This window comes from Mixta mediterraneensis (assembly GCF_030283135.1).
GTDB classification, from domain to species: domain Bacteria; phylum Pseudomonadota; class Gammaproteobacteria; order Enterobacterales; family Enterobacteriaceae; genus Pantoea; species Pantoea mediterraneensis.
This window is the reverse complement of sequence record NZ_JASUAZ010000010.1, coordinates 1-26294: the sequence shown is the minus strand read 5'-3', so window position 1 is coordinate 26294 and position 26294 is coordinate 1. Positions and strand designations below refer to the sequence as shown.

The following is a 26294-nucleotide window of genomic DNA, read 5'->3' as shown; positions in this document are numbered from 1 at the left end:
GGGATTCCCGTAACAGGTGGCAACAGCCAGAGGGTATCTACTCAAGACCCAGGCTGTCGCGTAAAATCTGCAGGCGTTCTGAGTCGCCGTCGCGGGCGGCCTGCTGAAGAGATTTGGTTGGTGCGTGAATTAAGCGGTTAGTCAGTTTATGCGCCAGATCCTGCATGACTTTTTGCGGATCGGCTCCCTGTTGCAGGGCCTGCAATGCGCGACCTTCCAGCTCGGCGCGAATATCGTCTGCCTGTGAACGGTATTCGCGAATGGTATTTACGGCTCCTTGCGCACGCAGCCACGCCATAAATTCGCTGCTTTCCTGTACCACAATACTTTCTGCCTGAATCGCTGCTGCTTTGCGCTGCGCCAGATTTTGTTCAATGATGGCCTGCAGGTCATCGACGCTATACAGATAGGCGTTGGCCAGTTTGCCGACTTCCGGCTCCACGTCGCGCGGAACCGCAATATCCACCAACAGCATCGGCTGATTACGGCGTGCTTTCAGAGCGCGTTCCACCATCCCTTTACCGATAATGGGTAACGGGCTGGAGGTTGAAGAGATAATAATGTCAGCTTCGGTCAGACGGGAATCAATATCCGCCAGGCTAATCACTTCCGCTCCGACTTCCGCCGCCAGCGCTTCGGCACGTTCGCGAGTACGGTTAGCGATGATCAGCTTTTTCACTTGGTGTTCACGCAGATGACGCGCCACCAGCTCAATGGTTTCACCCGCCCCGACCAGCAGCACGTTAACGGTAGAGAGAGATTCAAAAATTTGGCGCGCCAGCGTACAGGCAGCAAAGGCAACGGAAACGGCATTGGCCCCAATCTCTGTTTCGGTGCGCACGCGCTTGGCAACAGAGAAGGTTTTCTGGAACATGCGCTCCAGCTCACTGCTCAGGGCATGTCCGCGTTGTGAATCAGCAAACGCTTTTTTCACCTGGCCCAGAATCTGCGGCTCGCCCAGTACCAGCGAATCAAGACCGCTGGCAACACGCATTAAATGGCTGACCGCGTCGTTATCCTGATGCCAGTAAAGACTGTTGCGCACATCTTCTTCATTTAGCTGATGATATTCGCACAGCCAGCGTACCAAACGCTCTTGCAGATCAATCTGTTGTTCTACGCTCAGGTAAAGTTCGGTGCGATTACAGGTTGATAACACCACGCCACTCTGCACCATTGGCTGAGAGAGCAGGCTGTTTAAAGCCAGCTCCAGCGTCTCCGGCCCGAACGATACACGTTCGCGCAGAGCAACGGGGGCAGTTTTGTGATTGATTCCGAGTGCGAGCAGCGTCATGGTGATTTGAGTTGGGATGTCCCAATAATGTCAGGGTTTTGTGAAGCGCATTCTACAAGATGCGACAGATCAAGAAAAGCCATACAAAGGCTATGACTGTAATAAGATTAACCTGAACTCGCGCAATTTCGCGTATAACAGCATTGACTGCTTAAATGCGGATGGTTAGCGTTATCCGTTACGAATTAAAAATGTGTCTGAGGAGATGACCACTTGATGCTTAATTCCCCACGTAATCTGTTGCGCCTTTTGCCCTTTGCCAGCGTGTTGCTGGCTGCCTGTAGCGTGAACAAACCGCAAGGGCCAGGTCCAGACATTACCGCACCACAGTGGCAACAGCATCAACAAGCGGTTACTAAAGTGACGCATTACCAGACGCGCGGCGCGTTTGCTTACTTATCGGATAAGCAAAAAGTCTACGCACGCTTTAACTGGCAGCAAACTGCGCCTGATCGCTATCGTCTGCTGTTAACCAACCCACTGGGTAGCACCGAATTGCAGCTGGATGCCCAGGGATCGGTCGTTCAGCTGGTTGATAATAAAGGCAAGCGCTACGTCAGCAACGACGCTGAAAAAATGATTTCACAGCTAACCGGCATGGATATTCCGCTGGCTAATCTGCGGCAATGGATGATGGGGTTACCAGGCGATGCCAGCGACTACCAGCTGAACGATAAGTATCAGTTGCGTAGCCTGAACTACAGCCGCAACGGCCAGCAATGGCAGGTTACCCTCTCTGGCTATGACAACAGCGTTACGCCCCCACTGCCCGCTAATCTGGAGCTGAAAGAGGGCGATCAGCGCATTAAGCTACGTATGGACAGCTGGACCGTTCAATGATTACAACCTGGCCCGCTCCGGCAAAACTGAATCTTTTTCTCTATATCACTGGCCGTCGCCCTGACGGCTACCATAATCTGCAGACGCTGTTTCAGTTTCTGGATTATGGCGACACGCTGCACATCACACCTGACCAGAGCGGCGTTATCAGCCTGTTAACGCCGGTTGCAGGAGTGCCTGACGCGCAAAACCTTATTGTCCGCGCGGCAGAACTGCTTAAAAATGCAGCCCAGCGCAGCCATTCGCTGCCGAAAAATGCCGGCGCACAGATCAGTATCGTGAAAAAATTGCCGATGGGTGGCGGATTAGGCGGTGGCTCCTCAAATGCAGCGACAATTTTGGTGGCGCTAAATTATTTATGGCAGTGCGGATTAACCCCGGATGAACTGGCAAACCTTGGCCTGCAATTAGGGGCCGACGTACCGGTTTTTGTTAAAGGTTTTGCCGCTTTTGCTGAAGGGGTCGGCGAGCAGCTACAGCCCGCTCTGCCTGACGAAAAGTGGTATCTGGTAGCCCATCCTGGGGTCAGCATTAGTACACCGGAAGTATTCAACGATCCTGCCCTGACGCGGGACACACCGTTGCGTGATTTAGCGACACTTTTGCGTGCTCCATTCAGCAATGATTGTGAAGCAGTGGTAAGAAAACGTTTTCGCGAGGTTGATGCGCTTGTTTCCTGGCTGCTAGAATACGCGCCGTCGCGCCTGACGGGCACCGGCGCTTGTGTGTTTGCTGAATTCGACACCGAGTCCGCTGCACGTCAGGTGCTGGAACTTGCTCCGAAAGGAATACGCGGTTTTGTGGCAAGAGGCGTTAACGTCTCTCCGCTTCAGCGTACACTTTCTAAGCGACCCGCGACTGCGTGACAGTGTCACTCCGTTCCAGACATTGCACGTCTCGCATTAACACACCCGTGTGAACGCTCATGAACGTATTCGCCGGTTACTGTCATGACGTTCATTCTCTGGACGCAAAGCCTGAGGTTCTTCTCGTGCCTGATATGAAGCTATTTGCTGGTAACGCCACCCCGGAACTAGCACAACGTATTGCCAACCGCCTTTACACCAGCCTGGGAGACGCCGCAGTGGGTCGTTTCAGCGATGGTGAAGTAAGCGTACAGATCAATGAAAATGTACGTGGTGGTGATATTTTCATCATCCAGTCCACCTGTGCTCCCACCAATGATAATCTGATGGAACTGGTTGTGATGGTCGACGCGCTGCGTCGTGCTTCTGCTGGTCGTATTACCGCAGTCATTCCTTACTTTGGTTATGCCCGTCAGGATCGCCGCGTACGTTCTGCGCGTGTGCCGATTACTGCCAAAGTAGTGGCAGACTTCCTTTCCAGCGTCGGAGTTGACCGTGTTCTAACGGTTGATTTACACGCCGAGCAGATCCAGGGCTTCTTCGACGTCCCGGTTGATAACGTATTTGGCAGCCCGATTCTGTTGGAAGACATGTTGCAGATCGGTCTGGAAAACCCGATTGTCGTGTCTCCCGACATTGGCGGCGTAGTACGTGCTCGCGCTATCGCCAAACTGCTGAACGATACCGATATGGCCATCATTGATAAACGCCGCCCACGTGCGAACGTTTCTCAGGTAATGCATATTATTGGTGACGTTGCTGGCCGCGATTGCGTGCTGGTCGACGACATGATCGACACCGGCGGCACACTATGCAAAGCGGCTGAAGCCTTGAAAGAACGCGGAGCAAAACGCGTGTTCGCCTACGCCACTCACCCGATCTTCTCTGGTAACGCCGTTGAAAATCTGCGTAAGTCGGTCATCGATCAGGTCATCGTCTGCGACACCATTCCGCTGTCTGAAGAGATGAAATCTCTGCCAAACGTCCGCACGCTGACGCTGTCTGGCATGCTGGCTGAAGCAATTCGCCGTATCAGCAACGAAGAATCTATCTCGGCAATGTTCGAGCATTAATCTTCGCCAAACCGGGCCTCGTGCCCGGTTTTTTCATTCTCTTTTGGCAACATCTTTTTTAATACCGATTAACCCGCTTCCTCATCCAATATTCCCGCGATAATTTTGCTCTAATACGGTCATTCTCAAAGCCAAATACTGTTTTGATTTAGGGCTGGCACTAATGCTTCTGCTGTAAATTAAATAATGGTATTTTGCTCGGCACTTTTTGATGAGAACGCCGACCACGATGAACCTCGATATTTACACACTGTTTATTTGCGAGCTTTACGTGCTGGGGTTTTTAAGCATCATTATGGTTTTTGCCTGGATGGGCGCGCAATACAATCGCGTGCTTGGCTTTACCTGCATTTCACTAACGCTAACGCTCGTCGCGGTTTTTCTCAGCAGTTTGCGCAGCAGCGGCTTGCAGTTTTTACCTGTAGCCGTCGGTAATATATTGATGATGTTAGCATATGGCGGACTATTGAATGCGTTTCGCCAGTTCTGTGGTAAACCATTTGGTGTCAGCTGGTTGCTCGGTGCGCTGCTCTGGGCAGTTTTGTGTTTATTCCCTACGTTTTATTATTCGATGCCAAAGCGCATTTTAGTGATGTGCATCGTCTGCATGTTATATATCAGCGCGTTAATCCAGTTATTATGGCTCAAGCGTGACATGCTCAAAGTAACGTTTTGGCCGGCCCAGTTATTATTGTGGATACATTTGTTGTTTAACGGGACGCGCATCTTTCTTGATAACGCTACCGCCAGCCCGTTAAAAGGTGCCATCGGCGGCTCCAGTTTTTCGGTCTATGTGATCCTGGAATCTATCCTGTTTGTGATTGGATTGACGTTTACTATTCTTGCGATGGTAAATGAACGCACGCAGATTGCGCACCTTAATGCTTCGCTGCACGATCCTTTAACCAATGTCTGGAACCGACGCGCACTTTTCAACTATGCCGAACGCATGGTCGCGCACCGCTTACGCCAGCAGAAACCGTTCACCGCAGTCATATTCGATCTCGATCATTTTAAGAGCATCAACGACCGCTTTGGTCATCAACAAGGCGATCGCGTGCTGGTTGATTTTTGTGGTGTTGTGCAAACGTTATTGCCGAGAGAAGGGCGTTTCGCCCGCCTGGGCGGGGAAGAGTTTGCTGCAATTATTCCGGCTCATGCCGCTGAGGCGTGGTTGTGGTGTGAACGCATTCGGCTTGCCGCTCAGCTCTCTCAACCCGATAATATTGCGTACTCAGTCAGTATCGGCTTTGCTGCTTCAAACAACAGCGAACAACGCTTTGAAGCGCTGCTGGCGCTGGCCGATGAAGCGCTTTATCGCGCCAAATCCAGCGGCAGAAATCGCACTGAGCAGTATCTCGCCCTTTCTACTGCCGTTTAGTGATGGGAATGGTGTGAACGGCGGCAGCGCTTATCGCCATAATGGCGTAGCCAGTAATAACGATCTTCAACCTTTTCACGACCGCTTATACATGCGCCAGCCAGCCACAATAATGCGCCAATAAAGATACTGAACATCGCCCCATGAGCCAAAAATTGTGGCAGGTGAAGCGATGGCATCTGGTTAAGAATTGAATAGCCAACCCCCAGCACCATCGTAAGCAAACCCAGCACCATTAAGGTATTACCCGCTACACGAGAATGATGACGCTTCATTTTCCACCTCCATTGTTATGAACGATTGAAAACCGCACACAATGTTAACTGACCATAAGTCTAGGCAATGAATGGCATCCCGGTTGCGCCTGAGATCACACAATAGAAATAAACGCTGACACATCTTTACGGATACCCTGTTGATTTAGATGAAAAATGATTAATCACCTCACTTAATTACTTGCCTCGTGCGGTCTTTGTCATCTCGTCATCGGCGAAGTAAACTATCGCCCTTTCCGTACAACAGCAGGATATTCATCGTGAGCAGCATTAAACTGATTGTTGGCCTCGCCAATCCGGGCGCAGAGTATGCCGCCACGCGACACAATGCGGGTGCCTGGTATCTGGATTTGTTGGCTGATCGTCACAATCAGTCATTAAAGGAAGAGAGCAAATTCTTTGGCTACACGGCGCGACTGGCGATTGCCGGTGAAGATGTACGTTTACTGGTGCCGACAACTTTTATGAATTTAAGTGGTAAAGCGGTCGCCGCGATGGCGACTTTTTATCGCATTACGCCGGAAGAAATTCTGGTGGCGCATGATGAACTCGACTTACCCCCTGGTGTCGCTAAATTTAAGCAAGGCGGCGGTCATGGCGGCCACAATGGGCTAAAAGACATTATCAGCAAACTGGGGAATAATAATAATTTCCACCGGCTACGTATTGGCATTGGCCATCCCGGCGATCGCAATAAAGTGACCGGCTTTGTGTTAGGCAAACCACCAGCAAGCGAGCAAAAAATGATTGACGATGCGATTGACGAAGCCGTGCGCTGCACCGAATTGTGGCTAAAAGAGGATCGCATCAAAGCAATGAATCGTTTGCACGCCTTCAGACCAGACTAAACGTCCAGATTCGTCGCAATTATGTGTATAATGCGCGAAATTTTTTATTTCGTTTCCGATAGAACATCCCGCGATGTTTTATTCATCCAGTTATAAAGGGTATCAAACCATGGGATTCAAATGCGGTATCGTGGGCCTGCCGAACGTCGGTAAATCCACTCTGTTCAACGCGCTGACTAAAGCGGGCATCGAAGCGGCTAACTTCCCTTTTTGCACCATTGAACCCAACACTGGTGTGGTGCCAATGCCGGATTTACGCCTCGATCAGCTGGCAGAGATTGTTAAGCCACAGCGTGTCGTGCCGACTACCATGGAATTTGTCGACATCGCCGGCCTGGTAAAAGGCGCCTCCAAAGGTGAAGGTCTGGGCAATCAATTCCTGACGAACATCCGTGAAACGGAAGCTATTGGTCACGTGGTGCGCTGCTTTGAAAACGACAACATCATTCACGTTGCGGGCAAAGTAAACCCGGCCGAAGATATTGACGTAATCAACACCGAGCTGGCGTTGTCTGATTTGGACACCTGTGAACGTGCGATTCAGCGTGTGCAAAAGAAAGCCAAGGGCGGCGATAAGGACGCTAAAGTCGAGCTGGCTGCGCTGGAAAAATGCCTGCCGCACCTGTCAAACGCAGGTATGCTGCGTGCCCTGGATCTGGATGCCGACGAAAAAGCGGCCCTCCGCTATCTGAGTTTTCTGACCCTGAAGCCTACCATGTACATCGCCAATGTTAACGAAGACGGCTTTGAAAACAATCCGTATCTGGATCAGGTTCGCGCTATTGCTGAAGCCGAAGGCTCGGTGGTAGTGCCGGTATGTGCCGCCGTTGAATCCGATATTGCTGAGCTGGAGGACGAAGATCGCGCTGAGTTTATGGCCGAGCTGGGTCTGGAAGAGCCAGGCCTGAACCGCGTAATCCGTGCCGGATATTCGCTGCTTAATCTGCAAACCTACTTCACCGCTGGTGTAAAAGAAGTACGCGCATGGACCATTCCGGTTGGCGCAACGGCTCCGCAGGCCGCTGGCAAAATCCATACCGATTTTGAGAAAGGTTTTATCCGTGCGCAAACCATCGCGTTCAATGACTTTATCACCTTCAAGGGCGAGCAAGGGGCTAAAGAAGCCGGTAAAATGCGTTCGGAAGGTAAAGAATATATTGTTAAAGATGGCGATGTGATGAACTTCTTGTTCAACGTCTAGTTTCTACTGCCTTACGTGGTTTCAGTAAAGCTCACGAAGACTAAAAAACCTCCTAAAATCCACGCAATTGCGTGGATTTTTCGTTTCGAGGGGTCACACATGACCTTATGAACTCCAGGTCAAAAATGAGTACGATCAACTTCCATCTTCATTTCAGGCAAGCACAATGACTGTATAAAAAAACATAAAAAAATCGTTATGCTCACTGATACTTAATACCGTACTGCCTAACGTAAAGGTCTACCAGCTCAATGATTTCAACGGACTGTACCTCGAAGTGAAACCCAGCAACAAAAAGACGTGGCGCTATCTGTTTAAACTTAACGGCAAATCAAACATATTTGTATTGGGTGATTATCCAGCGGTGAAACTTGCTGAGGCGCGGGATAAATGTGAGTAAGCATGGTGCAGATGAGATGATTGTACTCAGCGTCGCCAGCAGACTAAGGACCCGCATTCTTCCCGCTGAGCGGCTAGAACTGGCTCGCAGACCGAACCCAAAGCAACAGATCACAAAACTTCTATGCCTGCCTTTTCTCATCCGCCCATTACTGGGGATTCCTCAGCGCTATTGCGGGTTGGTTGATGAGCTAAATGGATTTGACCCTATATATCCAGACGCCTTTACTCTCTTACGGTTGCGATAACTTCCTGCGTATATATTCCCGTGGTGAGCGGTATCCCAGCGCGCTGTGCGGATGATGCTCATTATAATGGCTGAACGCCACTGCCAGATTCATCACCGCTGCCTGACTGTCTGGTTTCGGCACGATGCTGATGTAGTCACGCTTTATCGTTTTTACGAAGCTTTCTGCTATACCGTTGCTTTCCGGGCTGCGCACTCTTGTCGTGCACGGTTCAAGCCCCAGCATTCGGGCGAATGCCCTGATTTCATGCGCTTTATAGGCTGAACGTTATCCGTCAGCCATTCCAGCGACTCTGTGGGCAACTCCCTGCCGAAGCGTTTTTCCACCGCGCCCAACATCACATCCTGCACCGTTTCTTTATCATAGCCTCCGGTGCTCGCTGCCCAGTCAACTATCTCCCTGTCGCAGCAGTCCTGTGCGAAGGTCACCCGCAGCTTTTCACCATTGTCACAGCGGAATCCAAACTTCATCGCCAGTCAGATGGGTCACGCAAATGCGCAGATGGTTTACCAGGTCTATGGCGCCTGGATGTCAGAGAACAATACGGATCAGCTTTCCCTTATCAACACGAAAATGAACGATCTTGTGCTACATACGTGCTTCGCTAAAGTGGCCGTATAGTATTTTTTAGTATTTTCAGCCAGTTACCCGCTTAAACCTGCATATTCATCACATCTGTATACGCCGACACCAATTTATTCCTGACCTGAATTCCCATCTGCATGGAAATCGATGATTTCTGCAGATCGACCATCACATCATTCAGCGCAACGCCAGGCTTACCCATTTCAAAATCCTGCGCCTGGGCGCGGGCGCTGGTTTGGGTTTCGCTGATCTTGTCCAGCGCCGCTTTCATGGTTGCGCCGAAATCAACCTGATTGCTGGTTTCGCTGCTTTTATTGCTCGCCTGCAGTGAAGCCGTTTGCAGCTGCTGCAGCACACCGTCGATTGCCTGAATGGTCATTGCCGATACCTTATTTGAAGACAGATAATTTTCTACGTTCGGAAAGTTAGCACATTGTCAATGAGACAAAGGCGCTAAATGACCCCAAAAAACCCGGCTTATTCAGCCATCAAATTTTGGGTTTCATCAAATAATGCCAGGCACTGAAGTGGAAATTTTATTTACGCAGATCAGGGAGTCTGTTTTGCCATTACAACTAACCCGGTCAATTACGTCAGGCAGGAATCGGTCATGAATGCGAGTGCAGCCGCCACACAGGGTCAAGAAAAGAAAGGGTTTAGTGATCTTCTCGCCCGCCTGCGCGCCAACCCGCGTATTCCTTTAATGATTGCTACCGCTGCGGCTATCGCGGTGGTTTTTGCATTGGTGTTATGGGCTAAAGCGCCAAATTACAGCGTGCTGTACAACAATCTGACCGATGAAGATGGCGGCGCGATTGTTACTCAACTGACCCAGATGAATATCCCTTATCGCTTCGCCGCGAACGGCGGTGCGCTGATGGTACCCGATGAAAAGGTACATGAGCTGCGTTTGCGTCTGGCCCAGCAAGGTTTGCCAAAAGGCGGTTCGGTTGGTTTTGAATTATTAGATAAAGAAAAATTTGGCATCAGCCAGTTCAGCGAACAGGTGAATTATCAGCGCGCACTGGAAGGTGAGCTGGCACGTACTATCGAAACGCTGGGTCCGGTAAAAACAGCGCGCATTCATCTGGCGATGCCAAAACCAACACTGTTCGTGCGCGAACAAAAAGCGCCGTCAGCATCAGTCACCTTAACGCTGCAACCAGGACGTGCGCTGGATGAGGGCCAAATTCAGGCCATCGTCCATATGGTGTCGAGTGCCGTTGCTGGTTTACCGCCGGGCAATGTCACCGTGGTCGATCAGACCGGTCGTCTGCTGACACGTTCTGATGCCGCCGGTCGTGATCTGAACGATGCACAGCTTAAATATGCCGCCGAAGTTGAAGCACGTTATCAGCAGCGTATCGAAGCGATCCTCAATCCCATTCTGGGACAGGGAAATGTTCACGCTCAGGTGACTGCGCAAATCAACTTTGATAGCCGCGAGCAGACTGACGAAAAATATCAGCCAAACGGACAACCGGATAACTCAGCGATCCGCTCACGTCTGACCAGCATCAGCGAACAGTCAGGTAGTCCTTATCCCGGCGGCGTGCCGGGCGCGCTGTCAAATCAACCTGCACCAGCCAATACCGCGCCGGTTAATGCACCCGTTAACAATGCGGCTAATGGTCAAAACGCCAATGGCCAAAATGCTAACGGACAAACTAACGCAGCGAACAGTGGGAAGGCACTCAGCACCGCTGCCAGTTCAGGCCCCACTAATTCTCATCATGAGGACACCGTTAACTATGAGCTGGACCGCACCATTCGTCACACCAAGATGAATGTGGGAGATGTGCAGCGTCTGTCAGTCGCCGTGGTGGTGAATTATCGCACAGACGAAAAAGGCAAAGCGGTTGCGCTGAATGAACAACAGCTGAAGCAGATTGAAAATTTAACCCGCGAAGCGATGGGTTATTCGCAAACGCGCGGTGACAGCATCAACGTGGTGAATTCGCAGTTCAATACCACCGAGCCGACAGTGACCGATCTGCCCTTCTGGCAGCAGCAAGCCTTCTTTGATCAGCTGATAAGCGCCGGTAAATGGTTGTTGATTGCGCTGGTTGCCTTTGTTCTCTATCGCAAGCTGGTGCGTCCGCAACTGATGCGTAAGCAGGATGCAGAGAAAGCGACCGCCGAAGCGGCAGCTGCCCAGCTCTCCGCCCAGAAAGATGAAGAAGCCTTTAACGTTCAGCTCAGTAAAGATGAACTGGATCAGGAACGTAAATCGAACAACCGTATGAGCGCTGAAGTTTTAAGCCAGCGCATCCGCGACATGTCTGAAAACGATCCGCGCGTCGTCGCGCTGGTTATTCGCGACTGGATGAGTAAAGAACTATGAGTCTGACCGGTACTGAAAAAAGCGCCATTTTGATGATGACCATTGGCGAAGAGCGCGCTGCGGAGGTGTTCAAACACCTGAGTCAACGTGAGGTGCAGCATCTCAGCGCCGCGATGGCCAATATGCGTCAGGTATCACACAAGCAGCTGACTGAAGTGTTGCGTGAGTTTGAAGCAGATGCCGAGCAGTTTGCCGCGCTCAGCCTTAACTCCAACGACTATCTGCGTGCGGTGCTGGTCAGGGCGCTGGGGGAAGAGCGTGCTTCCAGCCTGCTGGAAGATATTCTTGAAACGCGCGAAACCACCAGCGGCATGGAAACGCTCAACTTTATGGAACCGCAGGCAGCCGCCGACCTGATTCGCGATGAGCATCCACAGATTATCGCTACCATTCTGGTCCATCTCAAACGCAGTCAGGCAGCCGATATTCTGGCGTTTTTCGACGAACGCCTGCGCCACGATGTGATGCTGCGTATCGCCACTTTCGGCGGTGTTCAACCCGCAGCGCTGGCGGAACTGACCGAAGTGCTGAACGGCCTGCTGGATGGCACCAACCTCAAGCGCGCGAAGATGGGCGGCGTAAGAACCGCAGCAGAAATTATCAACCTGATGAAAACGCAGCAGGAAGAAGCGGTTATCGAAGCCGTTCGCGACTTCGATGGCGAGCTGGCCCAGAAAATTATCGACGAGATGTTCCTGTTCGAAAACCTGGTGGAAGTGGACGACCGCAGCATCCAGCGTCTGTTGCAGGAAATAGAATCTGAGCAGTTGCTGATCGCCCTGAAAGGGGCCGAGCAGCCGCTGCGCGAAAAGTTCCTCAAGAATATGTCGGCGCGTGCCGCCGACATTCTGCGCGACGACCTGACCAACCGGGGCCCCGTGCGTATGTCTGCGGTGGAGAACGAGCAGAAAGCCATTCTGCTGGTGGTACGCCGCCTGGCCGAAGCTGGCGAAATGATGATTGGCGGCGGCGAGGAAACCTATGTCTGATGCATTTTCCGCCCGCCCGTGGCAATTGTGGCAGCCGATGGATTTAGGCCGTGTTGACGAGCCGGAAGCGGAACCACAGCCGGAAATCGCTACCTTCGCAAGCGAAGCGGACGAGCAGCAGCAACAGCTTGAACGCCTGCAACAGCAGATGCGCAAAGAAGCACAGGGACAAGGCTATACCGAAGGCCATCAGCAGGGTTTTGCAGAAGGCCAGAAAGCCGGTTATGACGCTGGTTTTCAGCAAGGGTTAGCCGATGCCCAGCAGCAGCAGGCACCCTTGCAGGCACGAATGCAGCAGCTGGTAACGGAGTTCCAGAATACGCTGGAGTCGCTGGACAGCGTGATTGCGGCGCGTTTGATGCAGCTGGCGCTGGAAGCCGCACGTTCAGTCATTGGCCAGGCCACCACTGTGGATGGCAGCGCCCTGCTGCGTCAAATCCAGCAGCTGATACAACAGGAGCCGATGTTCAGCGGAAAACCACAGTTACGCGTACATCCTGACGATTTACAACGCATTGAGCAGACGCTCGGCCCGACGCTCGATCTACACGGCTGGCGCCTGCTGGCGGATAACACGCTGCATCCGGGCGGTTGCAAACTCAGCGCAGAAGATGGCGATCTCGACGCCAGCGTGGCGACGCGCTGGCAGGAATTATGCCGCCTTGCCGCGCCGGGAGAGCTGTAATGACCACGCGCCTCAATCGCTGGCTTGGTGCGCTCGACGCGTTTGAAAACCGCATTGCGCAAGTGCAGGCGGTTCGCCGTTATGGCCGTTTAACGCGCGCCACCGGTCTGGTACTGGAAGCGACCGGCTTGCAGTTGCCGCTTGGCGCCACCTGCGTTATTGAACGTAACGATGGCAAAAATATTACTGAAGTTGAAAGTGAAGTCGTGGGTTTTAACGGTCAGAAACTGTTTTTGATGCCACTGGAAGAGGTGGATGGCATTTTGCCAGGCGCCCGCGTTTATGCCCGCCAGACCAGCGAAAATCCGCAGGCCGGTAAGCAGTTATTGCTGGGCCCACAGTTGTTGGGTCGCGTGCTGGATGGCAGCGGACGTCCGTTGGATGGCTTACCCTCACCTGATACGGGCTATCGTGCGCCACTGATCACCCCACCGTTCAACCCGCTGCAACGCACCCCAATTACAGACGTGTTGGATACCGGCGTGCGCGCAATTAACGCCCTGCTCACCGTGGGACGCGGCCAGCGTATGGGCCTGTTTGCCGGTTCCGGCGTAGGTAAAAGCGTGCTGCTCGGCATGATGGCGCGTTACACCGAAGCGGATGTGATTGTTGTTGGCCTGATTGGTGAACGTGGCCGTGAAGTCAAAGATTTTATCGAGAATATCCTGGGTGCCGAAGGCCGTGCCCGCTCAGTGGTGATCGCAGCGCCTGCCGATGTGTCGCCTTTATTACGTATGCAGGGTGCCGCTTACGCCACCCGCATCGCCGAGGACTTTCGCGATCGCGGCCAGCATGTGCTGCTGATTATGGATTCCCTGACCCGCTATGCCATGGCACAGCGTGAAATCGCGCTGGCGATCGGCGAGCCACCGGCAACCAAAGGCTATCCACCTTCGGTATTCGCCAAACTGCCTGCACTGGTGGAACGTGCCGGTAACGGCATTGACGGCGGCGGCTCCATCACCGCCTTTTATACCGTTTTAACGGAAGGTGATGATCAGCAGGACCCGATTGCTGATTCGGCGCGTGCCATTCTCGATGGCCACATCGTGTTATCGCGCCGTCTGGCGGAAGCCGGTCACTATCCGGCCATTGACATCGAAGCTTCGATCAGCCGCGCCATGACGTCGTTGATTGATGAGAATCACTACGCCCAGGTTCGCCAGTTCAAGCAATTGCTGTCCAGTTTCCAGCGCAACCGCGATCTGGTCAGCGTCGGCGCTTATGCGGCAGGCAGCGACCCCATGCTGGATAAAGCCATCAAACTCTATCCACAGATGGAAGCCTTTCTGCAACAAGGCATCTTTGAACGCAGCGATTACGACGACGCCTGCCTGCATCTGCATGCCCTGTTCTGTTAGTTAACGCGAGGTAACGGCAATGAAAACAGCGAATGCTATCGACACACTGCGCGATCTGGCGGAGCAAGATCTGGAAAAAGCCGCCATTTTTTTAGGCGACATGCGCCGCGGCCAGCAAGCCGCCGATCAGCAGCTCACCATGTTGCTCGATTACCAGGACGAATATCGCCACAAGCTCAACACCGATATGTCGAGCGGGATCGCCAGCACCCGCTGGACCAACTATCACCAGTTTATCCAGACGTTAGAAAAAGCCATTGAGCAGCACCGTAACCAACTCCAGCACTGGAACCAGCGCCTGGAGCAGGCGCTGGTGAACTGGCGCGAGAAACAGCAGCGCCTGAACGCTTATCAAACGTTAATTACGCGCGCGGCTGAAAATGCATTACGACAAGAAAACCGTCTCGATCAGAAACGGATGGATGAATTTGCCCAACGGGCCGCATTAAGGAGAGGCGAATGATTACGTTACCGAACATAAGCACCCAAACCGCTGCGAGCGGAAACACGGATGCGTCCGTTTCATCGGACATCTCACCGGGCGCTGATTCGCAGCCACAGGGCTTTGTGACAGCGTTGAGCCAACATTTATCGACGCTGGCAAAGCAGCAAGGCAGCGCAACGCAAATAGCTGATCAGACGACAGAAAATGATGCGGATAGTAAGTCAGACAGCCCGCGCGATGCCCTCCTGGCAGCGCTGGCAAATCCCGATGCGCTTAATGCCCTGCTGAAGCCGGAAAATATTAAAGCCGACACAAAATCAGCCGATGATAAAGATAAACAAGATGCCACTACCTTAAGCGCCAGTGACATGCAAAACATGCAGGCGCTTTTCGCGATGTTACCAGCAACTACGACCCGCGACGCCAGCCAGGTTGCCAGCAGCGCGTTAATACCGGGGGATGCGCGTCGCAGCGTCTTGTCAACGCTATCGCAGGCGGTGAACAGTGCGCTAGCCAGCCAGCACGACAAGCCGGAAGGAAAAGGCGCAAAAGCCAGCGATGCGGGCCTGGTAAACAGTACTGTTAATGCAACGGCCAGTAACAGCAGCCCGGCAGCAGCGAATAACAGCACGATGCAGGATCTTGACGGCAATTTTCAGCAGGCGTTGAACGGCTGGAGCAAGCAGGACGATCAGCCTGCGGCGAAGGACAGCGCCAGCGATAACGTGCTGCTAACCGGCGCGTCGCTCTCCAGCACCCGTTCGCTGGCTACGCCGTTGAATGCATCAGCAACCACTAACACGCCGTCAACGCCAATGCTGAATGCGCAGCTTGGCAGTAACGAATGGCAGCAGGCGCTGAGCCAGCAAATTGTAATGTTCAGCCGTAACGGTCAACAGAATGCAGAGCTGCGTTTGCATCCGGAAGATCTGGGGAGCATCCAGATCAGTCTGAAACTGGATAACGACACGGCCCAGATAAATATGGTTTCCAGCCACAGCCACGTTCGGGCCGCACTGGAAGCCGCGCTGCCTCAGCTGCGAACCGCGCTGGCTGACAGCGGCATCAACCTGGGCGAGAGTCAGGTGAGCAGTGACAGTTCCGCACAAGGCCAGAGCTTCCAGCAACCACAACAGGAGGCGCGGCGCGACGGACAGCACGGCAACTTCTCTCTCTCTCAGGACAGTGATAATGATATAACGCCCATTGCCGTACCGGCTGCCCTTCAGGCGCGTCTGGCGGGCAACGGTGCAGTCGACACTTTTGCCTGATAGCAACAAACGCTGAAGGTAAGCCTAAAACCCGCGTCTTTTCTTCCCATTGTTTGACTTAAGACGCGGGATAATCTGTCCAGGCGAGCCGAGAGGCTTGTTCATAATTCACAGGAAGTAACTGCAAAAATGTCTGATACAGCGGAAGCTAAAGGCCGCAAACGTTCAATTTTAATTCCGATGTTACTCATTGTAACTCTCGCCGCTTGCAGCGTAGCAGGCTATGCAGTCTGGCGAATGATGAATAAACACAAGGACGATAAGCCGGAGGTTGCGAAAGTCGAACCGCCTGCCGCCCCGGTCTTTTTTGCACTTGATACATTTACGGTTAACCTGGTCAATCCCGACAACGATCTTGATCGCGTGCTGTACGTAGGTTTTACCCTGCGTCTGCCGGATGAAGAAACCCGTCGTCGGATGAATGATTATCTGCCTGAGGTGCGCAGCCGTTTGCTGCTGCTGCTCTCGCGACAGAGCGCGGCTGCGCTAGCGTCGGAGCAAGGAAAGCAAGCGCTTATTGAGCAAATCAAACAGGTGCTGGCACCACCGCTGGTAAAAGGTCAACCTCCGCAGGTCGTAAGCGATGTGCTGTTTACTGCCTTCATTTTGAGGTGAATCAATGGGCGATAACATTCTCTCCCAGGCTGAAATTGACGCGCTGTTAAACGGCGACAGTGACAGCCCGGCAGATGAAAAGCAACAGAACGGGCCGGAAGGCGATATTCGCCCTTACGACCCGAATACGCAGCGTCGCGTCATCCGTGAACGTCTGCAGGCGCTGGAAATTATTAACGAGCGTTTTGCTCGTCAGTTCCGTATGGCGCTATTTAACCTGCTGCGCCGTAGCCCGGATATTTCCGTCGGTGCGATCAAGATTCAGCCCTATCATGAGTTTGCCCGCAATTTACCGGTGCCAACTAACCTGAACCTGATCCACCTGAAGCCGCTACGTGGTACAGCGTTGGTGGTGTTTTCGCCAAGCCTGGTCTTTATCGCAGTTGATAATCTGTTTGGTGGGGATGGCCGCTTCCCGACAAAAGTGGAAGGCCGTGAATTTACTCACACCGAACAACGCGTGATTCGTCGCATGCTGAAGCTGGCGCTGGAGGGCTACAGCGATGCATGGAAGGCCATTTATCCGCTGGAAGTGGAATATGTGCGTTCCGAGATGCAGGTAAAATTTACCAATATCACGACTTCACCCAACGACATTGTGGTTAACACGCCGTTCCAGGTGGAGATTGGTAACCTGGTCGGTGAATTTAATATTTGTATTCCGTTTTCGATGATTGAGCCGCTGCGCGAACTGCTGGTGAACCCGCCGCTGGAGAATTCCCGTCAGGAAGATAATCACTGGCGCGATACCCTGGTGAAGCAGGTACAGCACTCTGAACTGGAGCTGATTGCGCATTTTGCTGAGACTTCACTCCGTCTGTCACGCATTTTGCAGCTGAAACCAGGCGATGTGCTGCCCATTGAGAAGCCCGAACGCATTATCGCCCATGTGGATGGCGTTCCGGTATTGACCAGCCAATATGGCACGATGAATGGCCAATATGCCCTGCGTGTCGAACATCTGATTAACCCAATTTTGAATTCGCTGAACGAGGAACAGCCCAATGAGTGACAGCAAGAAACCGTCCGATGATAACATCTCTGCGGACGATCTGTGGGCTGAGGCAATGAACGAGCAAGCTGGCACCAGCGCGCCGCAAAGCGACGATGTGTTTAAAACGTTTGAGAGCGCTAACGTGACTGGCTCACTGCAGGACATTGACCTGATCATGGATATTCCGGTGAAGCTCACCGTGGAGCTGGGTCGCACTAAAATGACGATCAAAGAACTGCTGCGCCTGACGCAGGGTTCAGTGGTGGCGCTGGATGGCCTGGCGGGTGAACCGCTTGATATTTTGATCAACGGTTATTTAATCGCCCAGGGTGAAGTGGTGGTGGTAAACGACAAATATGGCGTGCGTATCACCGATATTATTACGCCTTCTGAACGTATGCGTCGTCTGAGTCGTTGATAATGAATACCTCGTCACAAACCCTGCATCCTGCAACGCCGCAAACGCAGGCAATCTCTGCCGGTTCGGTGTTGACTCAGGTCAGCGGCGTGTTAGTCGTAATTGTATTGTTGATTCTGGTCTGTGCCTGGCTGGCTCGCCGGCTCGGTTTTGCTCCCCAAAAGGTAAGCAGCCAGGAACTGAAAATGACCGCCAGCGTGCAGGTGGGGCAGCGTGAACGCGTAGTGATTGTTGATACCGCCGACGCGCGCCTGGTATTGGGCGTAACGGCACAGCAAATCACGCATCTGCACACGTTGCCGCCCAGCGGGCCGGATGAAAATCCACCGCAAAGCATTGCGCCACACGATTTTCGTCAGCTATTACAAAACCTGGTTAAACGTCCCGGAAAACCTCAATGATGCGTCGACTGTTTGCTCTTCTGCCGCTGCTGCTGGCACCGGTTGCTCATGCTCAGTTACCGGGCCTGGTCAGCCATCCTTTAGCGAATGGCGGCCAAAGCTGGTCACTGCCCGTACAGACGCTGGTGTTTATTACCGCTCTGACGTTTATTCCGGCTGTATTGCTGATGATGACCAGCTTTACCCGCATCATCATTGTTTTTGGACTGCTGCGGAATGCCCTGGGCACGCCTTCTGCTCCACCGAACCAGGTATTACTTGGCCTGTCGCTGTTCCTGACCTTCTTTATCATGGCGCCGACTTTCGACAAGATTTATCAGGATGCTTATCTGCCGTTTAGTCAGGATAAGATCAGCATGGACGTGGCGATTGAAAAAGGTGCGCAGCCGCTGCGTGATTTTATGCTGCGTCAGACGCGCGAAGCCGACCTTGCTTTATTTGCCCGCCTGGCGAATACGCCGCCTATTGCTGGCCCGGAAGCCGTGCCGATGCGTATTCTGCTGCCCGCCTATGTTACCAGCGAACTGAAAACGGCTTTCCAGATTGGTTTTACCGTCTTTATTCCGTTCCTGATTATCGACCTGGTTGTTGCCAGTGTCTTAATGGCGCTGGGTATGATGATGGTGCCACCCGCGACAATTTCTCTGCCGTTTAAGTTGATGCTGTTTGTTCTGGTGGATGGCTGGCAGTTGCTGGTCGGTTCACTGGCACAAAGTTTTTATTCCTGATTTCCCCTTCTCTGACAGGAGCGACATATGACACCCGAATCGGTAATGGTGATGGGGCAGGAAGCGATGCGCATCGCGCTGATGCTGGCCGCTCCGCTGCTGCTGTCTGCGCTGGTCAGCGGTCTGCTGATCAGCCTGCTACAGGCCGCCACCCAGATAAACGAACAAACCCTGTCGTTTATCCCGAAAATTCTTGCCGTTGCGACGACTGGCATTATCGCGGGACCATGGATGTTGAACCTGGCGCTGGATTATATTCGCACCGTCTTTACCAACCTGCCTTATATCATTGGCTGATGATTACTCTCGACAGTAGCCAACTTGTTCACTGGGTCAGTCAGTTTTACTGGCCGCTGGTGCGCTTGCTGGCGTTATTTGCCACCGCACCACTGCTAAGCGAACGCGCAATTAGTAAACGGGTCAAAATTGGCCTGGCGGTGATGATTACCTGGCTGTTAATGCCCATGCTGCCGCCGGTTGAGGTGACGCTCTTTTCACCTGCCGGATTTTGGTTACTCATCCAGCAGATGCTGATTGGTATTGCGCTCGGCTTTACTATGCAGTTTGCTTTTGCCGCCGTACGGGCGGCGGGAGAAGTGATTGGATTGCAGATGGGTTTGTCATTCGCCACTTTTTTCGATCCGGGCAGTCGGCTCAACATGCCGGTTCTTGCGCGTTTTCTCGACATGCTGGCGATGTTACTGTTCCTGACCTTCAACGGTCATTTATGGTTAATCTCGTTGCTGGCGGACAGTTTTCATACGTTACCCATCGGAGGACATCCACTTAATGCCCATGCTTTTATGGCATTAGTGAAATCGGGCGGATTAATTTTCCTTAATGGCATGATGTTAGCGTTACCCCTAATCGTTTTGCTGCTCATGTTAAATCTGGTACTAGGTTTGTTAAACCGTGTTTCACCACAGTTATCAATCTTCGCGATCGGTTTCCCGATTACCTTAACAGTAGGTATTTTGACCATTAGCCTACTGATGCCCCTCCTTGCCCCGTTCTGTGAGCATTTATTCAGTGAAGTATTTGATTTACTCGCGCTGTTCTTATCGGAACTATCTCGTCCCTGAACATTAAGTATCTAACTACTCCGCGACAGTGATACTTAAACATTTTGATACCTTTAGTGCATTTTCTGAACCATGTTTTTCAGAAATCAACCAAGGAAATTCTGATAAATGTACCGGGAGTCTGAAAATAATTCTTATTAAACCCCGCTTCGCGTATTTTAGTTGGGCGGTTCACAAAAACTGTAACACTGTGGATTTATTGACAAAACCGGCAATACATTGAAATTGAACAAAAAAAATCCTTCAATGATTTTTCTTGTCAGAAATTGTTTTTTCCGGCATTGTCAATACGCGTTGAGATGTCACACTTTCGTGAAACAAATGTTTTTAAGATTTGTCCTATCAGAAAACTCTGGGTTTTCAGCGATAGTGATCAAGCTCCCAAAAAAGCAGGTTTTACCCGTACTTCGGTAACTCGCCAGCAATTTCCCCTATTGCTGAGAGGTGTGTGACGTCAAAGCAGCACAATTTTTTTGCAGAACGGGTCAGGGAAGAAGACTTTTACAGGCGTTTGCCTGTTGCCACACTGCATAAGCAGAATAAAAAAGTATCTTAGAAATCTCTCTCGTACCGCAACGCGTAATTCATCGTTGATTTAAACGGATAACAAATTGGTGAGGGTCGCTAACATGCCAACGATTATTATGGATTCCTGCAACTACACACGCCTGGGATTAATGGACTATATGTCTTCTAAAGGAGTTAAAAGGAAAAATATTACTTCTGCCTCTGACATTGAACAATTACAGCAACGTTGTGAGCAATTAAAACCTGGTGTCGTTTTTATTAATGAAGATTGCTTTATTCATGAACCTGACTCCAGTGAGCGTATCCGCAGTATTATTATGCAGCACCCTGAGACCCTTTTTTTTATCTTTATGGCGATCAGCAATATCCATTTTGAGGAATATCTCTACGTTCGTAAGAACCTGATTATTACATCAAAATCGATAAAAACATCTACATTAGACTCGCTGCTGAGTACGTATTTGCAAAAGAAACTTAATCAATCTCCACGTATTTCCTCCGGGTTGGACATCCATCCTTTAACCCTGAGTCAGACTGAATCAAATATGTTGAAAATGTGGATGTCAGGTCATGACACCATTCAGATTTCCGACAAAATGCAAATAAAAGCAAAAACGGTTTCGTCACATAAAGGTAATATTAAACGCAAAATCAAAACCCATAATAAACAAGTTATCTATCATGTGGTGCGATTAACCGATAATGTTACCTCGGGCATTTATGTCAATGTGAGATAATAACACAGCTAAAACAACCGACTTTTATGGTCGGTTGTTTGTATTAAATTGCGAGCCAGATCTCACTTAACTGCCTAATCCTTTCTCAGAAATTGCCGATGTTAGCTCTATAACAACATCTTTATGAGAGCAAGGATATGAACACAGCGCAGGTGATTGATGGGCAATATAAACCGGGCATTTGGCAAAACACCCGACTCGTTCCCCTGTTTAGTATGATTTTTGGCTGCATTCTGTTGCTGTTCGCACTCTGTATCGGCCTCGCCAGCTATTTTCTTATTCAAAGTAACCAGTCTCTGCAAAATGCCACCGAAGAGATTCAGGTGCGCATGGGAATCTCCAACAGTTCAAATCATCTACGGACCGCACGGCTAGCGATAATCCAGGCGGGAGCAGCGGCGCGTATTGGTGAAATGGATACGTTTCGCGCTAACGTTGCGGCAACCGAGGCACGTATTCAGCAAGCGAAAGCGGGCTTTAAGCTATATATGAACCGTAAAGTGAAGACGCCAGCCGATATAGCGCTGGATGCGGCTTTAACTACACGTTTCACTGAATACGTTGATAAGGGCCTGATGCCGATGATTAACGCGGGCAAACAAGGCAGTTTTGAAGGCATTATCGCGCACGAAACGGACGTCACGCGTAAGCTCGATGCCGCTTATAATGATGTTCTGCTGAAAGCCATCAAGATTCGTACCGATCGGGCGCAGGCGATTAATGTCGATGCGGAGCATCAGTCGCGTATCGGCTTTATTGCCATGGCAGTCGCCTTCTCTGCCGCACTGGTATTGGTACTGTTGACCTTCGTCTTTCTTCGTCGGGTGGTGATTAATCCGCTTCGTCAGTCTGTGACACGCATTGAGCGCATCGCGCAGGGAGACTTGACCGCCCCTGCCCTGCCGCATGGTCGCAGTGAAATTGGTTCGTTGATTCATAATCTGCAACTGATGCAAGCGGCGCTGGTCAAAACCGTCGGCACGGTACGTGAAGGTGCTGTCGCGATTTATCAGGGCTCAGGTGAAATCTCAGCAGGCAATACCGATCTTTCATCACGTACCGAACAGCAGGCTGCGGCGCTGGAGCAAACTGCTGCCAGCATGGAGCAGTTAACAGCAACGGTAAAACAGAATGCCGAGAATGCGCATCATGCCAGCCAGCTGGCAGCCGATGCTTCCGGTAAAGCGCGTAGCGGTGGCAACCGGGTAAACGGCGTAGTAAAAACCATGACCGATATCTCCGGCAGTTCGAAGAAGATTGCTGAGATCACTAATGTCATTAACAGCATTGCCTTCCAGACCAATATTCTGGCATTGAACGCTGCTGTAGAAGCAGCGCGAGCCGGTGAGCAAGGCCGTGGCTTTGCCGTTGTCGCCAGCGAAGTGCGCAGCCTGGCCCAGCGTAGCGCACAGGCGGCAAAAGAGATTGAGACCCTGATTGCCGAGTCGGTTACGCTTATTAATGATGGTTCACAGCAGGTCGGCGAAGCAGGCACCACCATGAGCGAAATCGTTGAGGCGGTGCGCCGGGTGACCGACATCATGGCCGAGATTGCCGCCGCCTCGGACGAGCAAAGCCGTGGCATTCAACAGGTGAGTCAGGCCGTTACAGAGATGGATAACGTGACGCAGCAGAATGCAGCGCTGGTAGAAGAAGCGTCAGCGGCGGCCTCTTCCCTGGAAGATCAGGCGGGCAAACTGACACAGGCCGTTTCAGCCTTCCGCCTGCATGAAACGCCGCTACCAAAAGACGTTGTAAGTACGCCTGTACCTGCGTTGAAATCCTCTCATTTAACGCCGCGTCCGGCGCTGGCTTCAGCTAATGACAACTGGGAAACGTTTTAAGGCGCTATCGGAACAGTGAAAAGCATGGCTCCCAACGGCTTCATAGATAGCCTGACCGGTTAAAAGAAGCGCGAGCAGCTGAGGAAAATGACAGATGAGCCGGTAAAAAACGGATAACGTTCACATCCGTCATTCAAAGACAAAGCGCCTGATGCGGTTTATCAGGCGTTTTACAGGTAAAAACGTCAGATACAGCATAGTGCGCTCAGGCTGATTCAAAAGGCTCGACGAAAATGCCGTCCGCATGTTCAGTTTCGTTGAAAAACCAGATCCCCAATGGATAATCATCTAACGCCACCAGAAACATAGTACCTTCGTTAAACGGCTCAACGGCAAGAATGACCCCAACACGACGTGGGCCACCATCGGTTTTTACCGTGACGCGGTCACTTACTTTCATTCTCGTTTCTCCCGATAACGCTTTGTGGCACAGTTTAAACCAATAGCAGCCATGATCCAGAGATTAGCGACGTGCAATAACCCAGACGGCATGTACGATGCCGGGAATATAGCCACATAGCGTTAACAAAATGTTCAGCCAGAAGGCTCCGCCAAAACCCACCTGCATGAATACGCCTAGCGGCGGCAGTAAAATAGCGATAATGATACGAATAATATCCATAAGTCTCTCCTTGAGACGTTGATAAAAAACAGCTTTATCGTTAACTATAGTCGTTTCTGCTGCTTTTAAAGAAAAAGCAGGTAAAGATGGGTCAATGCGGATTTTTCACTTTCTTAACGTTTATCAACAAGACTTCTGACGCAAAGACCTTTTACACTTCTCAGCACTGCACTAACCCCAAAGGCGCAGTCAACCTAAAAGTAACAAGGATTTTTGCCCGCGCAGCGCGGGCTTTTTTTTGCCTGTCTTCCCGCCCCTTATCCTTTTCCCGTCTCAGTCTATACTCAAATATCCTCTCGTCTTCAGGAGGCAGACTATGACAACGGCAAAAGAGTACAGCGACAATGCGCAGCGGGAAGTGAATATTGACGTGGACGCGTTGTTAGAAGCCATTCAGGCGAAAATAGCCGGTGACGTACGCGACGCTATAGCACCAGAACAGCCGCATCGGCTAACCGTGGAGGGTAAACGCGTCAAAACCTATACCGAACTGGCTGACGCGTTTGAACTGGATATTCGCGACTACGCTATTAGCGAAGTGAACCATTGAGTGGATTAGCAAAAAAATACCCGGCTGAGTGGCCGGGTAAAAAATTCAATTCGTTACATCAGGAAATTCTTAACACCTTTGCAGATTACGCTTTCCCTGTCTTAAGACAAGTCTCAACCCTGCGCGATTCTACTGCGCAGCGGCTATTCTGATGGCATGTATCACTGAAAAAACCTTGCGCAACAAGCCTTAAAGCCATGCTAAAACCATGCAGCAAAAATGAACTATCCGTTGCGTTTTAAGATTACTCCTGGAAGTTCACGGGTTAAGCATAAGAAAAAAATGTGACATAGATTCAACTATAATATTGAAAAATCGCTACTTTAGCGGCGAACGTGACGAAAGGAGCCAAATGATGCCCACGCTTCAACAGCCACTTATCGTTGTGACCGATCTTGATGGTTCTTTACTTGATCACCACAGCTATCGCTGGGACGCGGCCGAGGAGTGGCTTGAGCTGCTGCAGCAACACAATATTCCGCTGGTAATCTGTTCGAGTAAAACGGCGGCCGAAATTCTGCCGCTGCAAAAGAAACTCGGTATTGACGGCGCTCCGTTTATTGCTGAGAACGGCGCATTGGTTCAGCTTGATCCAACCGAGCGTATGCGCATTCCGGCTGACAGCATAGCTTATGCAGCGCTGTGCCAGACGTTATCGGTATTGCAAAGCAAATATCGTTTTACCGGCTTCCATGATTTTACCGACCGCGACGTCTCTGCCATGACCGGATTAAGCGAAGCCGATGCAGCATTATCCCGCCAGCGCGACGCCTCAGAAGTGTTGGTATGGCGCGACAGCGAAGAAGCCTTTGAAGCCTTTCGCGCAGAACTGGCCGCACTCAACCTGACGCTGACCCAGGGCGGTCGTTTTTGGCACGTGATGCCCGCAGGCAGCGGTAAAGGCGAAGCGCTACGCTGGCTTTTGCATCAGCTTGAAGGTGAACCGCGTATCACTGTCGGGCTTGGCGATGGCCCTAACGACGGTCCCATGCTAGACACCGTTGATTACGCAGTGGTGATCAAGGGATACAGCAAAACGCCAGTCAGCCTGCAGCGTCAGGATCTCTCTCACATTTATCACACTACGCATTACGGCCCCGAGGGCTGGTGTGAAGGTCTGGATTATTTTCTTACTTAGCCCTGATTAGCGGCAATGGCTGCAAAACGATAAGGATAATGCGATGAGTGACTTTTATCAGAATGGCGTAATAACCAATTTCCATAACCTCACCCACCGCAGCGTGACATCGCTGGAAAAAGAGCTGGTGCGTTTTTCCCGTAAACGGAAAATGGGTTTAATATTGCCGTCGCTGTTTTCGGAGCTTGAAGGGCCGGCATTGAGCAATATTGTCGATGAACTGGCTCAGGTTCCTTATCTCAATGAGATTGTTATTGGTCTGGACCGTGCCGATCGCGAACAGTTTCTTTATGCCCGCGAGTTTTTCTCTCGCCTGCCACAGCGTCACCGCATTTTGTGGAACGATGGTCCCCGCCTGAAAGCGATCGATGCCGAATTAGATAAAGAAGGATTATCACCGAGCCAGTTGTCAATACCGATCGAATTCTGACCCACCCTGCCAAAGTAAAACTGACCCACCCCCTTTGAATCATTCGAGCGTTGTTGCTTTCGTTTTCTTCTGGAGTTGACCGCTTTTCAGCTTATCTTTCAG

The 26294-nt window shown here is 51.4% G+C and carries 28 protein-coding genes and 4 pseudogenes; 26 read left to right on the top strand and 6 right to left on the bottom strand.

From position 1 onward, the window contains the following. Window positions 1-37: 37 nt before the first annotated feature. A complete protein-coding gene (hemA, locus tag QRY16_RS08780; protein WP_193403989.1) occupies window positions 38-1294 on the bottom strand; it encodes a glutamyl-tRNA reductase in 1257 nt (418 codons plus the stop codon). A 216-nt stretch (window positions 1295-1510) separates the two neighbouring features. On the opposite strand from hemA, the gene lolB reads away from it, so the two are divergent. The 4 genes from lolB (at window position 1511) to QRY16_RS08760 (ending at window position 5454) form a co-directional block, all read left to right on the top strand. Next, window positions 1511-2134 (top strand): lipoprotein insertase outer membrane protein LolB, encoded by a 624-nt coding sequence (gene lolB / locus QRY16_RS08775; protein WP_289776307.1) that lies wholly within the window; start codon window positions 1511-1513, stop codon window positions 2132-2134. Continuing rightward, window positions 2131-3000, top strand: a complete 870-nt coding sequence (gene ispE / locus QRY16_RS08770; RefSeq protein WP_289776306.1) for a 4-(cytidine 5'-diphospho)-2-C-methyl-D-erythritol kinase — start codon at window positions 2131-2133, stop codon at window positions 2998-3000. Before lolB ends, ispE begins: the two co-directional genes overlap by 4 nt. Window positions 3001-3125: 125 nt before the next feature. Further along, on the top strand, window positions 3126-4073 hold the full coding sequence (gene prs, locus QRY16_RS08765; protein ID WP_006118899.1) for a ribose-phosphate diphosphokinase: 948 nt from the start codon (window positions 3126-3128) through the stop codon (window positions 4071-4073). Window positions 4074-4302: 229 nt separating this feature from the next. Beyond that, window positions 4303-5454: a GGDEF domain-containing protein gene (locus QRY16_RS08760; RefSeq protein WP_289776362.1), complete on the top strand. Its 1152-nt coding sequence runs from the start codon at window positions 4303-4305 to the stop codon at window positions 5452-5454. Here the strand turns inward: QRY16_RS08760 and ychH are convergent. After that, window positions 5451-5729: a stress-induced protein YchH gene (ychH, locus tag QRY16_RS08755; protein WP_289776305.1), complete on the bottom strand. Its 279-nt coding sequence runs from the start codon at window positions 5727-5729 to the stop codon at window positions 5451-5453. The genes QRY16_RS08760 and ychH overlap by 4 nt on opposite strands. 260 nt (window positions 5730-5989) lie before the next feature. Between ychH and pth the strand changes: the two genes are divergently transcribed. From pth to QRY16_RS08740, 3 genes and pseudogenes are all read left to right on the top strand, one after another. Further along, a complete protein-coding gene (gene pth, locus QRY16_RS08750) occupies window positions 5990-6577 on the top strand; it encodes an aminoacyl-tRNA hydrolase (RefSeq protein ID WP_193403985.1) in 588 nt (195 codons plus the stop codon). 109 nt (window positions 6578-6686) lie between these two features. Continuing rightward, entirely contained in the window at window positions 6687-7778 is a 1092-nt protein-coding gene (gene ychF / locus QRY16_RS08745; protein ID WP_193404357.1) for a redox-regulated ATPase YchF, read from the top strand. A gap of 205 nt (window positions 7779-7983) precedes the next feature. After that, window positions 7984-8175 (top strand): annotated as a pseudogene (locus QRY16_RS08740) (Arm DNA-binding domain-containing protein); the annotation flags it as partial. Between the two features lie 235 nt (window positions 8176-8410). Here QRY16_RS08740 and QRY16_RS08735 read toward each other — a convergent pair. Beyond that, window positions 8411-8889: pseudogene (locus tag QRY16_RS08735) on the bottom strand (integrase core domain-containing protein); the annotation flags it as partial. Here QRY16_RS08735 and QRY16_RS08730 point away from each other — a divergent pair. Then, window positions 8882-9046, top strand: a pseudogene (locus tag QRY16_RS08730) (Arm DNA-binding domain-containing protein); the annotation flags it as partial. The pseudogenes QRY16_RS08735 and QRY16_RS08730 overlap by 8 nt on opposite strands. Before the next feature lie 31 nt (window positions 9047-9077). Here QRY16_RS08730 and fliE read toward each other — a convergent pair. Next, window positions 9078-9389 carry a flagellar hook-basal body complex protein FliE gene (gene fliE / locus QRY16_RS08725; RefSeq protein ID WP_193403984.1) on the bottom strand — a complete coding sequence of 104 codons (312 nt, stop codon included), beginning with the start codon at window positions 9387-9389 and terminating at the stop codon, window positions 9078-9080. A gap of 231 nt (window positions 9390-9620) precedes the next feature. On the opposite strand from fliE, the gene fliF reads away from it, so the two are divergent. From fliF to QRY16_RS08650, 15 genes are all read left to right on the top strand, one after another. Further along, on the top strand, window positions 9621-11354 hold the full coding sequence (fliF, locus tag QRY16_RS08720) for a flagellar basal-body MS-ring/collar protein FliF (protein ID WP_289776304.1): 1734 nt from the start codon (window positions 9621-9623) through the stop codon (window positions 11352-11354). Next, complete coding sequence (fliG, locus tag QRY16_RS08715; protein WP_193403982.1) at window positions 11351-12343, top strand: flagellar motor switch protein FliG; 993 nt, start codon at window positions 11351-11353, stop codon at window positions 12341-12343. Before fliF ends, fliG begins: the two co-directional genes overlap by 4 nt. Further along, complete coding sequence (gene fliH, locus QRY16_RS08710) at window positions 12336-13028, top strand: flagellar assembly protein FliH (protein WP_193403981.1); 693 nt, start codon at window positions 12336-12338, stop codon at window positions 13026-13028. Before fliG ends, fliH begins: the two co-directional genes overlap by 8 nt. Further along, window positions 13028-14389 carry a flagellar protein export ATPase FliI gene (gene fliI / locus QRY16_RS08705; protein WP_289776303.1) on the top strand — a complete coding sequence of 454 codons (1362 nt, stop codon included), beginning with the start codon at window positions 13028-13030 and terminating at the stop codon, window positions 14387-14389. The genes fliH and fliI overlap by 1 nt, the downstream gene beginning before the upstream one ends. Window positions 14390-14408: 19 nt before the next feature. Next, window positions 14409-14852, top strand: a complete 444-nt coding sequence (fliJ, locus tag QRY16_RS08700) for a flagellar export protein FliJ (RefSeq protein WP_193403979.1) — start codon at window positions 14409-14411, stop codon at window positions 14850-14852. Then, window positions 14849-16105, top strand: coding sequence for a flagellar hook-length control protein FliK (locus tag QRY16_RS08695; protein WP_289776302.1), 1257 nt, complete (start codon window positions 14849-14851; stop codon window positions 16103-16105). The genes fliJ and QRY16_RS08695 overlap by 4 nt, the downstream gene beginning before the upstream one ends. Window positions 16106-16234: 129 nt before the next feature. Continuing rightward, the gene (fliL, locus tag QRY16_RS08690) at window positions 16235-16720 is read left to right on the top strand and encodes a flagellar basal body-associated protein FliL (protein ID WP_289776301.1); all 486 of its coding nucleotides are present in this window, start codon (window positions 16235-16237) and stop codon (window positions 16718-16720) included. 4 nt (window positions 16721-16724) lie between these two features. Continuing rightward, window positions 16725-17732, top strand: a complete 1008-nt coding sequence (gene fliM / locus QRY16_RS08685; RefSeq protein ID WP_289776300.1) for a flagellar motor switch protein FliM — start codon at window positions 16725-16727, stop codon at window positions 17730-17732. Next, complete coding sequence (fliN, locus tag QRY16_RS08680) at window positions 17725-18132, top strand: flagellar motor switch protein FliN (protein WP_193403975.1); 408 nt, start codon at window positions 17725-17727, stop codon at window positions 18130-18132. Before fliM ends, fliN begins: the two co-directional genes overlap by 8 nt. 2 nt (window positions 18133-18134) lie before the next feature. Next, a complete protein-coding gene (fliO, locus tag QRY16_RS08675) occupies window positions 18135-18533 on the top strand; it encodes a flagellar biosynthetic protein FliO (protein ID WP_193403974.1) in 399 nt (132 codons plus the stop codon). Next, a complete protein-coding gene (gene fliP, locus QRY16_RS08670; protein ID WP_419776117.1) occupies window positions 18530-19261 on the top strand; it encodes a flagellar type III secretion system pore protein FliP in 732 nt (243 codons plus the stop codon). The genes fliO and fliP overlap by 4 nt, the downstream gene beginning before the upstream one ends. Window positions 19262-19288: 27 nt before the next feature. Then, entirely contained in the window at window positions 19289-19558 is a 270-nt protein-coding gene (gene fliQ / locus QRY16_RS08665) for a flagellar biosynthesis protein FliQ (protein ID WP_193403973.1), read from the top strand. After that, the gene (gene fliR / locus QRY16_RS08660) at window positions 19558-20343 is read left to right on the top strand and encodes a flagellar biosynthetic protein FliR (protein WP_289776299.1); all 786 of its coding nucleotides are present in this window, start codon (window positions 19558-19560) and stop codon (window positions 20341-20343) included. Before fliQ ends, fliR begins: the two co-directional genes overlap by 1 nt. Window positions 20344-20972: 629 nt before the next feature. Then, the gene (gene rcsA, locus QRY16_RS08655; protein WP_193403971.1) at window positions 20973-21608 is read left to right on the top strand and encodes a transcriptional regulator RcsA; all 636 of its coding nucleotides are present in this window, start codon (window positions 20973-20975) and stop codon (window positions 21606-21608) included. A 137-nt stretch (window positions 21609-21745) separates the two neighbouring features. Next, complete coding sequence (locus tag QRY16_RS08650; protein ID WP_289776298.1) at window positions 21746-23452, top strand: methyl-accepting chemotaxis protein; 1707 nt, start codon at window positions 21746-21748, stop codon at window positions 23450-23452. A gap of 205 nt (window positions 23453-23657) precedes the next feature. Here QRY16_RS08650 and dsrB read toward each other — a convergent pair whose 3' ends face one another. Next, window positions 23658-23852, bottom strand: coding sequence for a protein DsrB (gene dsrB, locus QRY16_RS08645; protein ID WP_193403969.1), 195 nt, complete (start codon window positions 23850-23852; stop codon window positions 23658-23660). 63 nt (window positions 23853-23915) lie between these two features. Continuing rightward, window positions 23916-24074: a YqaE/Pmp3 family membrane protein gene (locus QRY16_RS08640; RefSeq protein ID WP_193403968.1), complete on the bottom strand. Its 159-nt coding sequence runs from the start codon at window positions 24072-24074 to the stop codon at window positions 23916-23918. 316 nt (window positions 24075-24390) lie between these two features. On the opposite strand from QRY16_RS08640, the gene QRY16_RS08635 reads away from it, so the two are divergent. The 3 genes and pseudogenes from QRY16_RS08635 to QRY16_RS08625 all read left to right on the top strand — a co-directional run. After that, a complete protein-coding gene (locus QRY16_RS08635) occupies window positions 24391-24624 on the top strand; it encodes a DUF2525 domain-containing protein (protein WP_193403967.1) in 234 nt (77 codons plus the stop codon). Window positions 24625-24979: 355 nt separating this feature from the next. Next, on the top strand, window positions 24980-25762 hold the full coding sequence (locus QRY16_RS08630) for a mannosyl-3-phosphoglycerate phosphatase-related protein (RefSeq protein WP_289776361.1): 783 nt from the start codon (window positions 24980-24982) through the stop codon (window positions 25760-25762). Between the two features lie 43 nt (window positions 25763-25805). Further along, a pseudogene (locus QRY16_RS08625) lies at window positions 25806-26168 on the top strand (glycosyl transferase); the annotation flags it as partial. Window positions 26169-26294 lie beyond the last annotated feature (126 nt).

Coding starts and splice junctions, on each gene's coding strand:
- fliL (WP_289776301.1), top strand. CDS start 16,235: ATGTCTGATACAGCGGAAGCTAAAGGCCGCAAACGTTCAATTTTAATT.
- fliE (WP_193403984.1), bottom strand. CDS start 9,389: ATGACCATTCAGGCAATCGACGGTGTGCTGCAGCAGCTGCAAACGGCT.
- QRY16_RS08650 (WP_289776298.1), top strand. CDS start 21,746: ATGAACACAGCGCAGGTGATTGATGGGCAATATAAACCGGGCATTTGG.
- rcsA (WP_193403971.1), top strand. CDS start 20,973: ATGCCAACGATTATTATGGATTCCTGCAACTACACACGCCTGGGATTA.
- ychH (WP_289776305.1), bottom strand. CDS start 5,729: ATGAAGCGTCATCATTCTCGTGTAGCGGGTAATACCTTAATGGTGCTG.
- QRY16_RS08635 (WP_193403967.1), top strand. CDS start 24,391: ATGACAACGGCAAAAGAGTACAGCGACAATGCGCAGCGGGAAGTGAAT.
- fliP (WP_419776117.1), top strand. CDS start 18,530: ATGATGCGTCGACTGTTTGCTCTTCTGCCGCTGCTGCTGGCACCGGTT.
- dsrB (WP_193403969.1), bottom strand. CDS start 23,852: ATGAAAGTAAGTGACCGCGTCACGGTAAAAACCGATGGTGGCCCACGT.
- ispE (WP_289776306.1), top strand. CDS start 2,131: ATGATTACAACCTGGCCCGCTCCGGCAAAACTGAATCTTTTTCTCTAT.
- QRY16_RS08760 (WP_289776362.1), top strand. CDS start 4,303: ATGAACCTCGATATTTACACACTGTTTATTTGCGAGCTTTACGTGCTG.
- QRY16_RS08695 (WP_289776302.1), top strand. CDS start 14,849: ATGATTACGTTACCGAACATAAGCACCCAAACCGCTGCGAGCGGAAAC.
- QRY16_RS08630 (WP_289776361.1), top strand. CDS start 24,980: ATGCCCACGCTTCAACAGCCACTTATCGTTGTGACCGATCTTGATGGT.
- ychF (WP_193404357.1), top strand. CDS start 6,687: ATGGGATTCAAATGCGGTATCGTGGGCCTGCCGAACGTCGGTAAATCC.
- fliI (WP_289776303.1), top strand. CDS start 13,028: ATGACCACGCGCCTCAATCGCTGGCTTGGTGCGCTCGACGCGTTTGAA.
- fliO (WP_193403974.1), top strand. CDS start 18,135: ATGAATACCTCGTCACAAACCCTGCATCCTGCAACGCCGCAAACGCAG.
- fliR (WP_289776299.1), top strand. CDS start 19,558: ATGATTACTCTCGACAGTAGCCAACTTGTTCACTGGGTCAGTCAGTTT.
- fliH (WP_193403981.1), top strand. CDS start 12,336: ATGTCTGATGCATTTTCCGCCCGCCCGTGGCAATTGTGGCAGCCGATG.
- fliF (WP_289776304.1), top strand. CDS start 9,621: ATGAATGCGAGTGCAGCCGCCACACAGGGTCAAGAAAAGAAAGGGTTT.
- lolB (WP_289776307.1), top strand. CDS start 1,511: ATGCTTAATTCCCCACGTAATCTGTTGCGCCTTTTGCCCTTTGCCAGC.
- hemA (WP_193403989.1), bottom strand. CDS start 1,294: ATGACGCTGCTCGCACTCGGAATCAATCACAAAACTGCCCCCGTTGCT.
- fliQ (WP_193403973.1), top strand. CDS start 19,289: ATGACACCCGAATCGGTAATGGTGATGGGGCAGGAAGCGATGCGCATC.
- fliM (WP_289776300.1), top strand. CDS start 16,725: ATGGGCGATAACATTCTCTCCCAGGCTGAAATTGACGCGCTGTTAAAC.
- fliN (WP_193403975.1), top strand. CDS start 17,725: ATGAGTGACAGCAAGAAACCGTCCGATGATAACATCTCTGCGGACGAT.
- fliJ (WP_193403979.1), top strand. CDS start 14,409: ATGAAAACAGCGAATGCTATCGACACACTGCGCGATCTGGCGGAGCAA.
- fliG (WP_193403982.1), top strand. CDS start 11,351: ATGAGTCTGACCGGTACTGAAAAAAGCGCCATTTTGATGATGACCATT.
- QRY16_RS08640 (WP_193403968.1), bottom strand. CDS start 24,074: ATGGATATTATTCGTATCATTATCGCTATTTTACTGCCGCCGCTAGGC.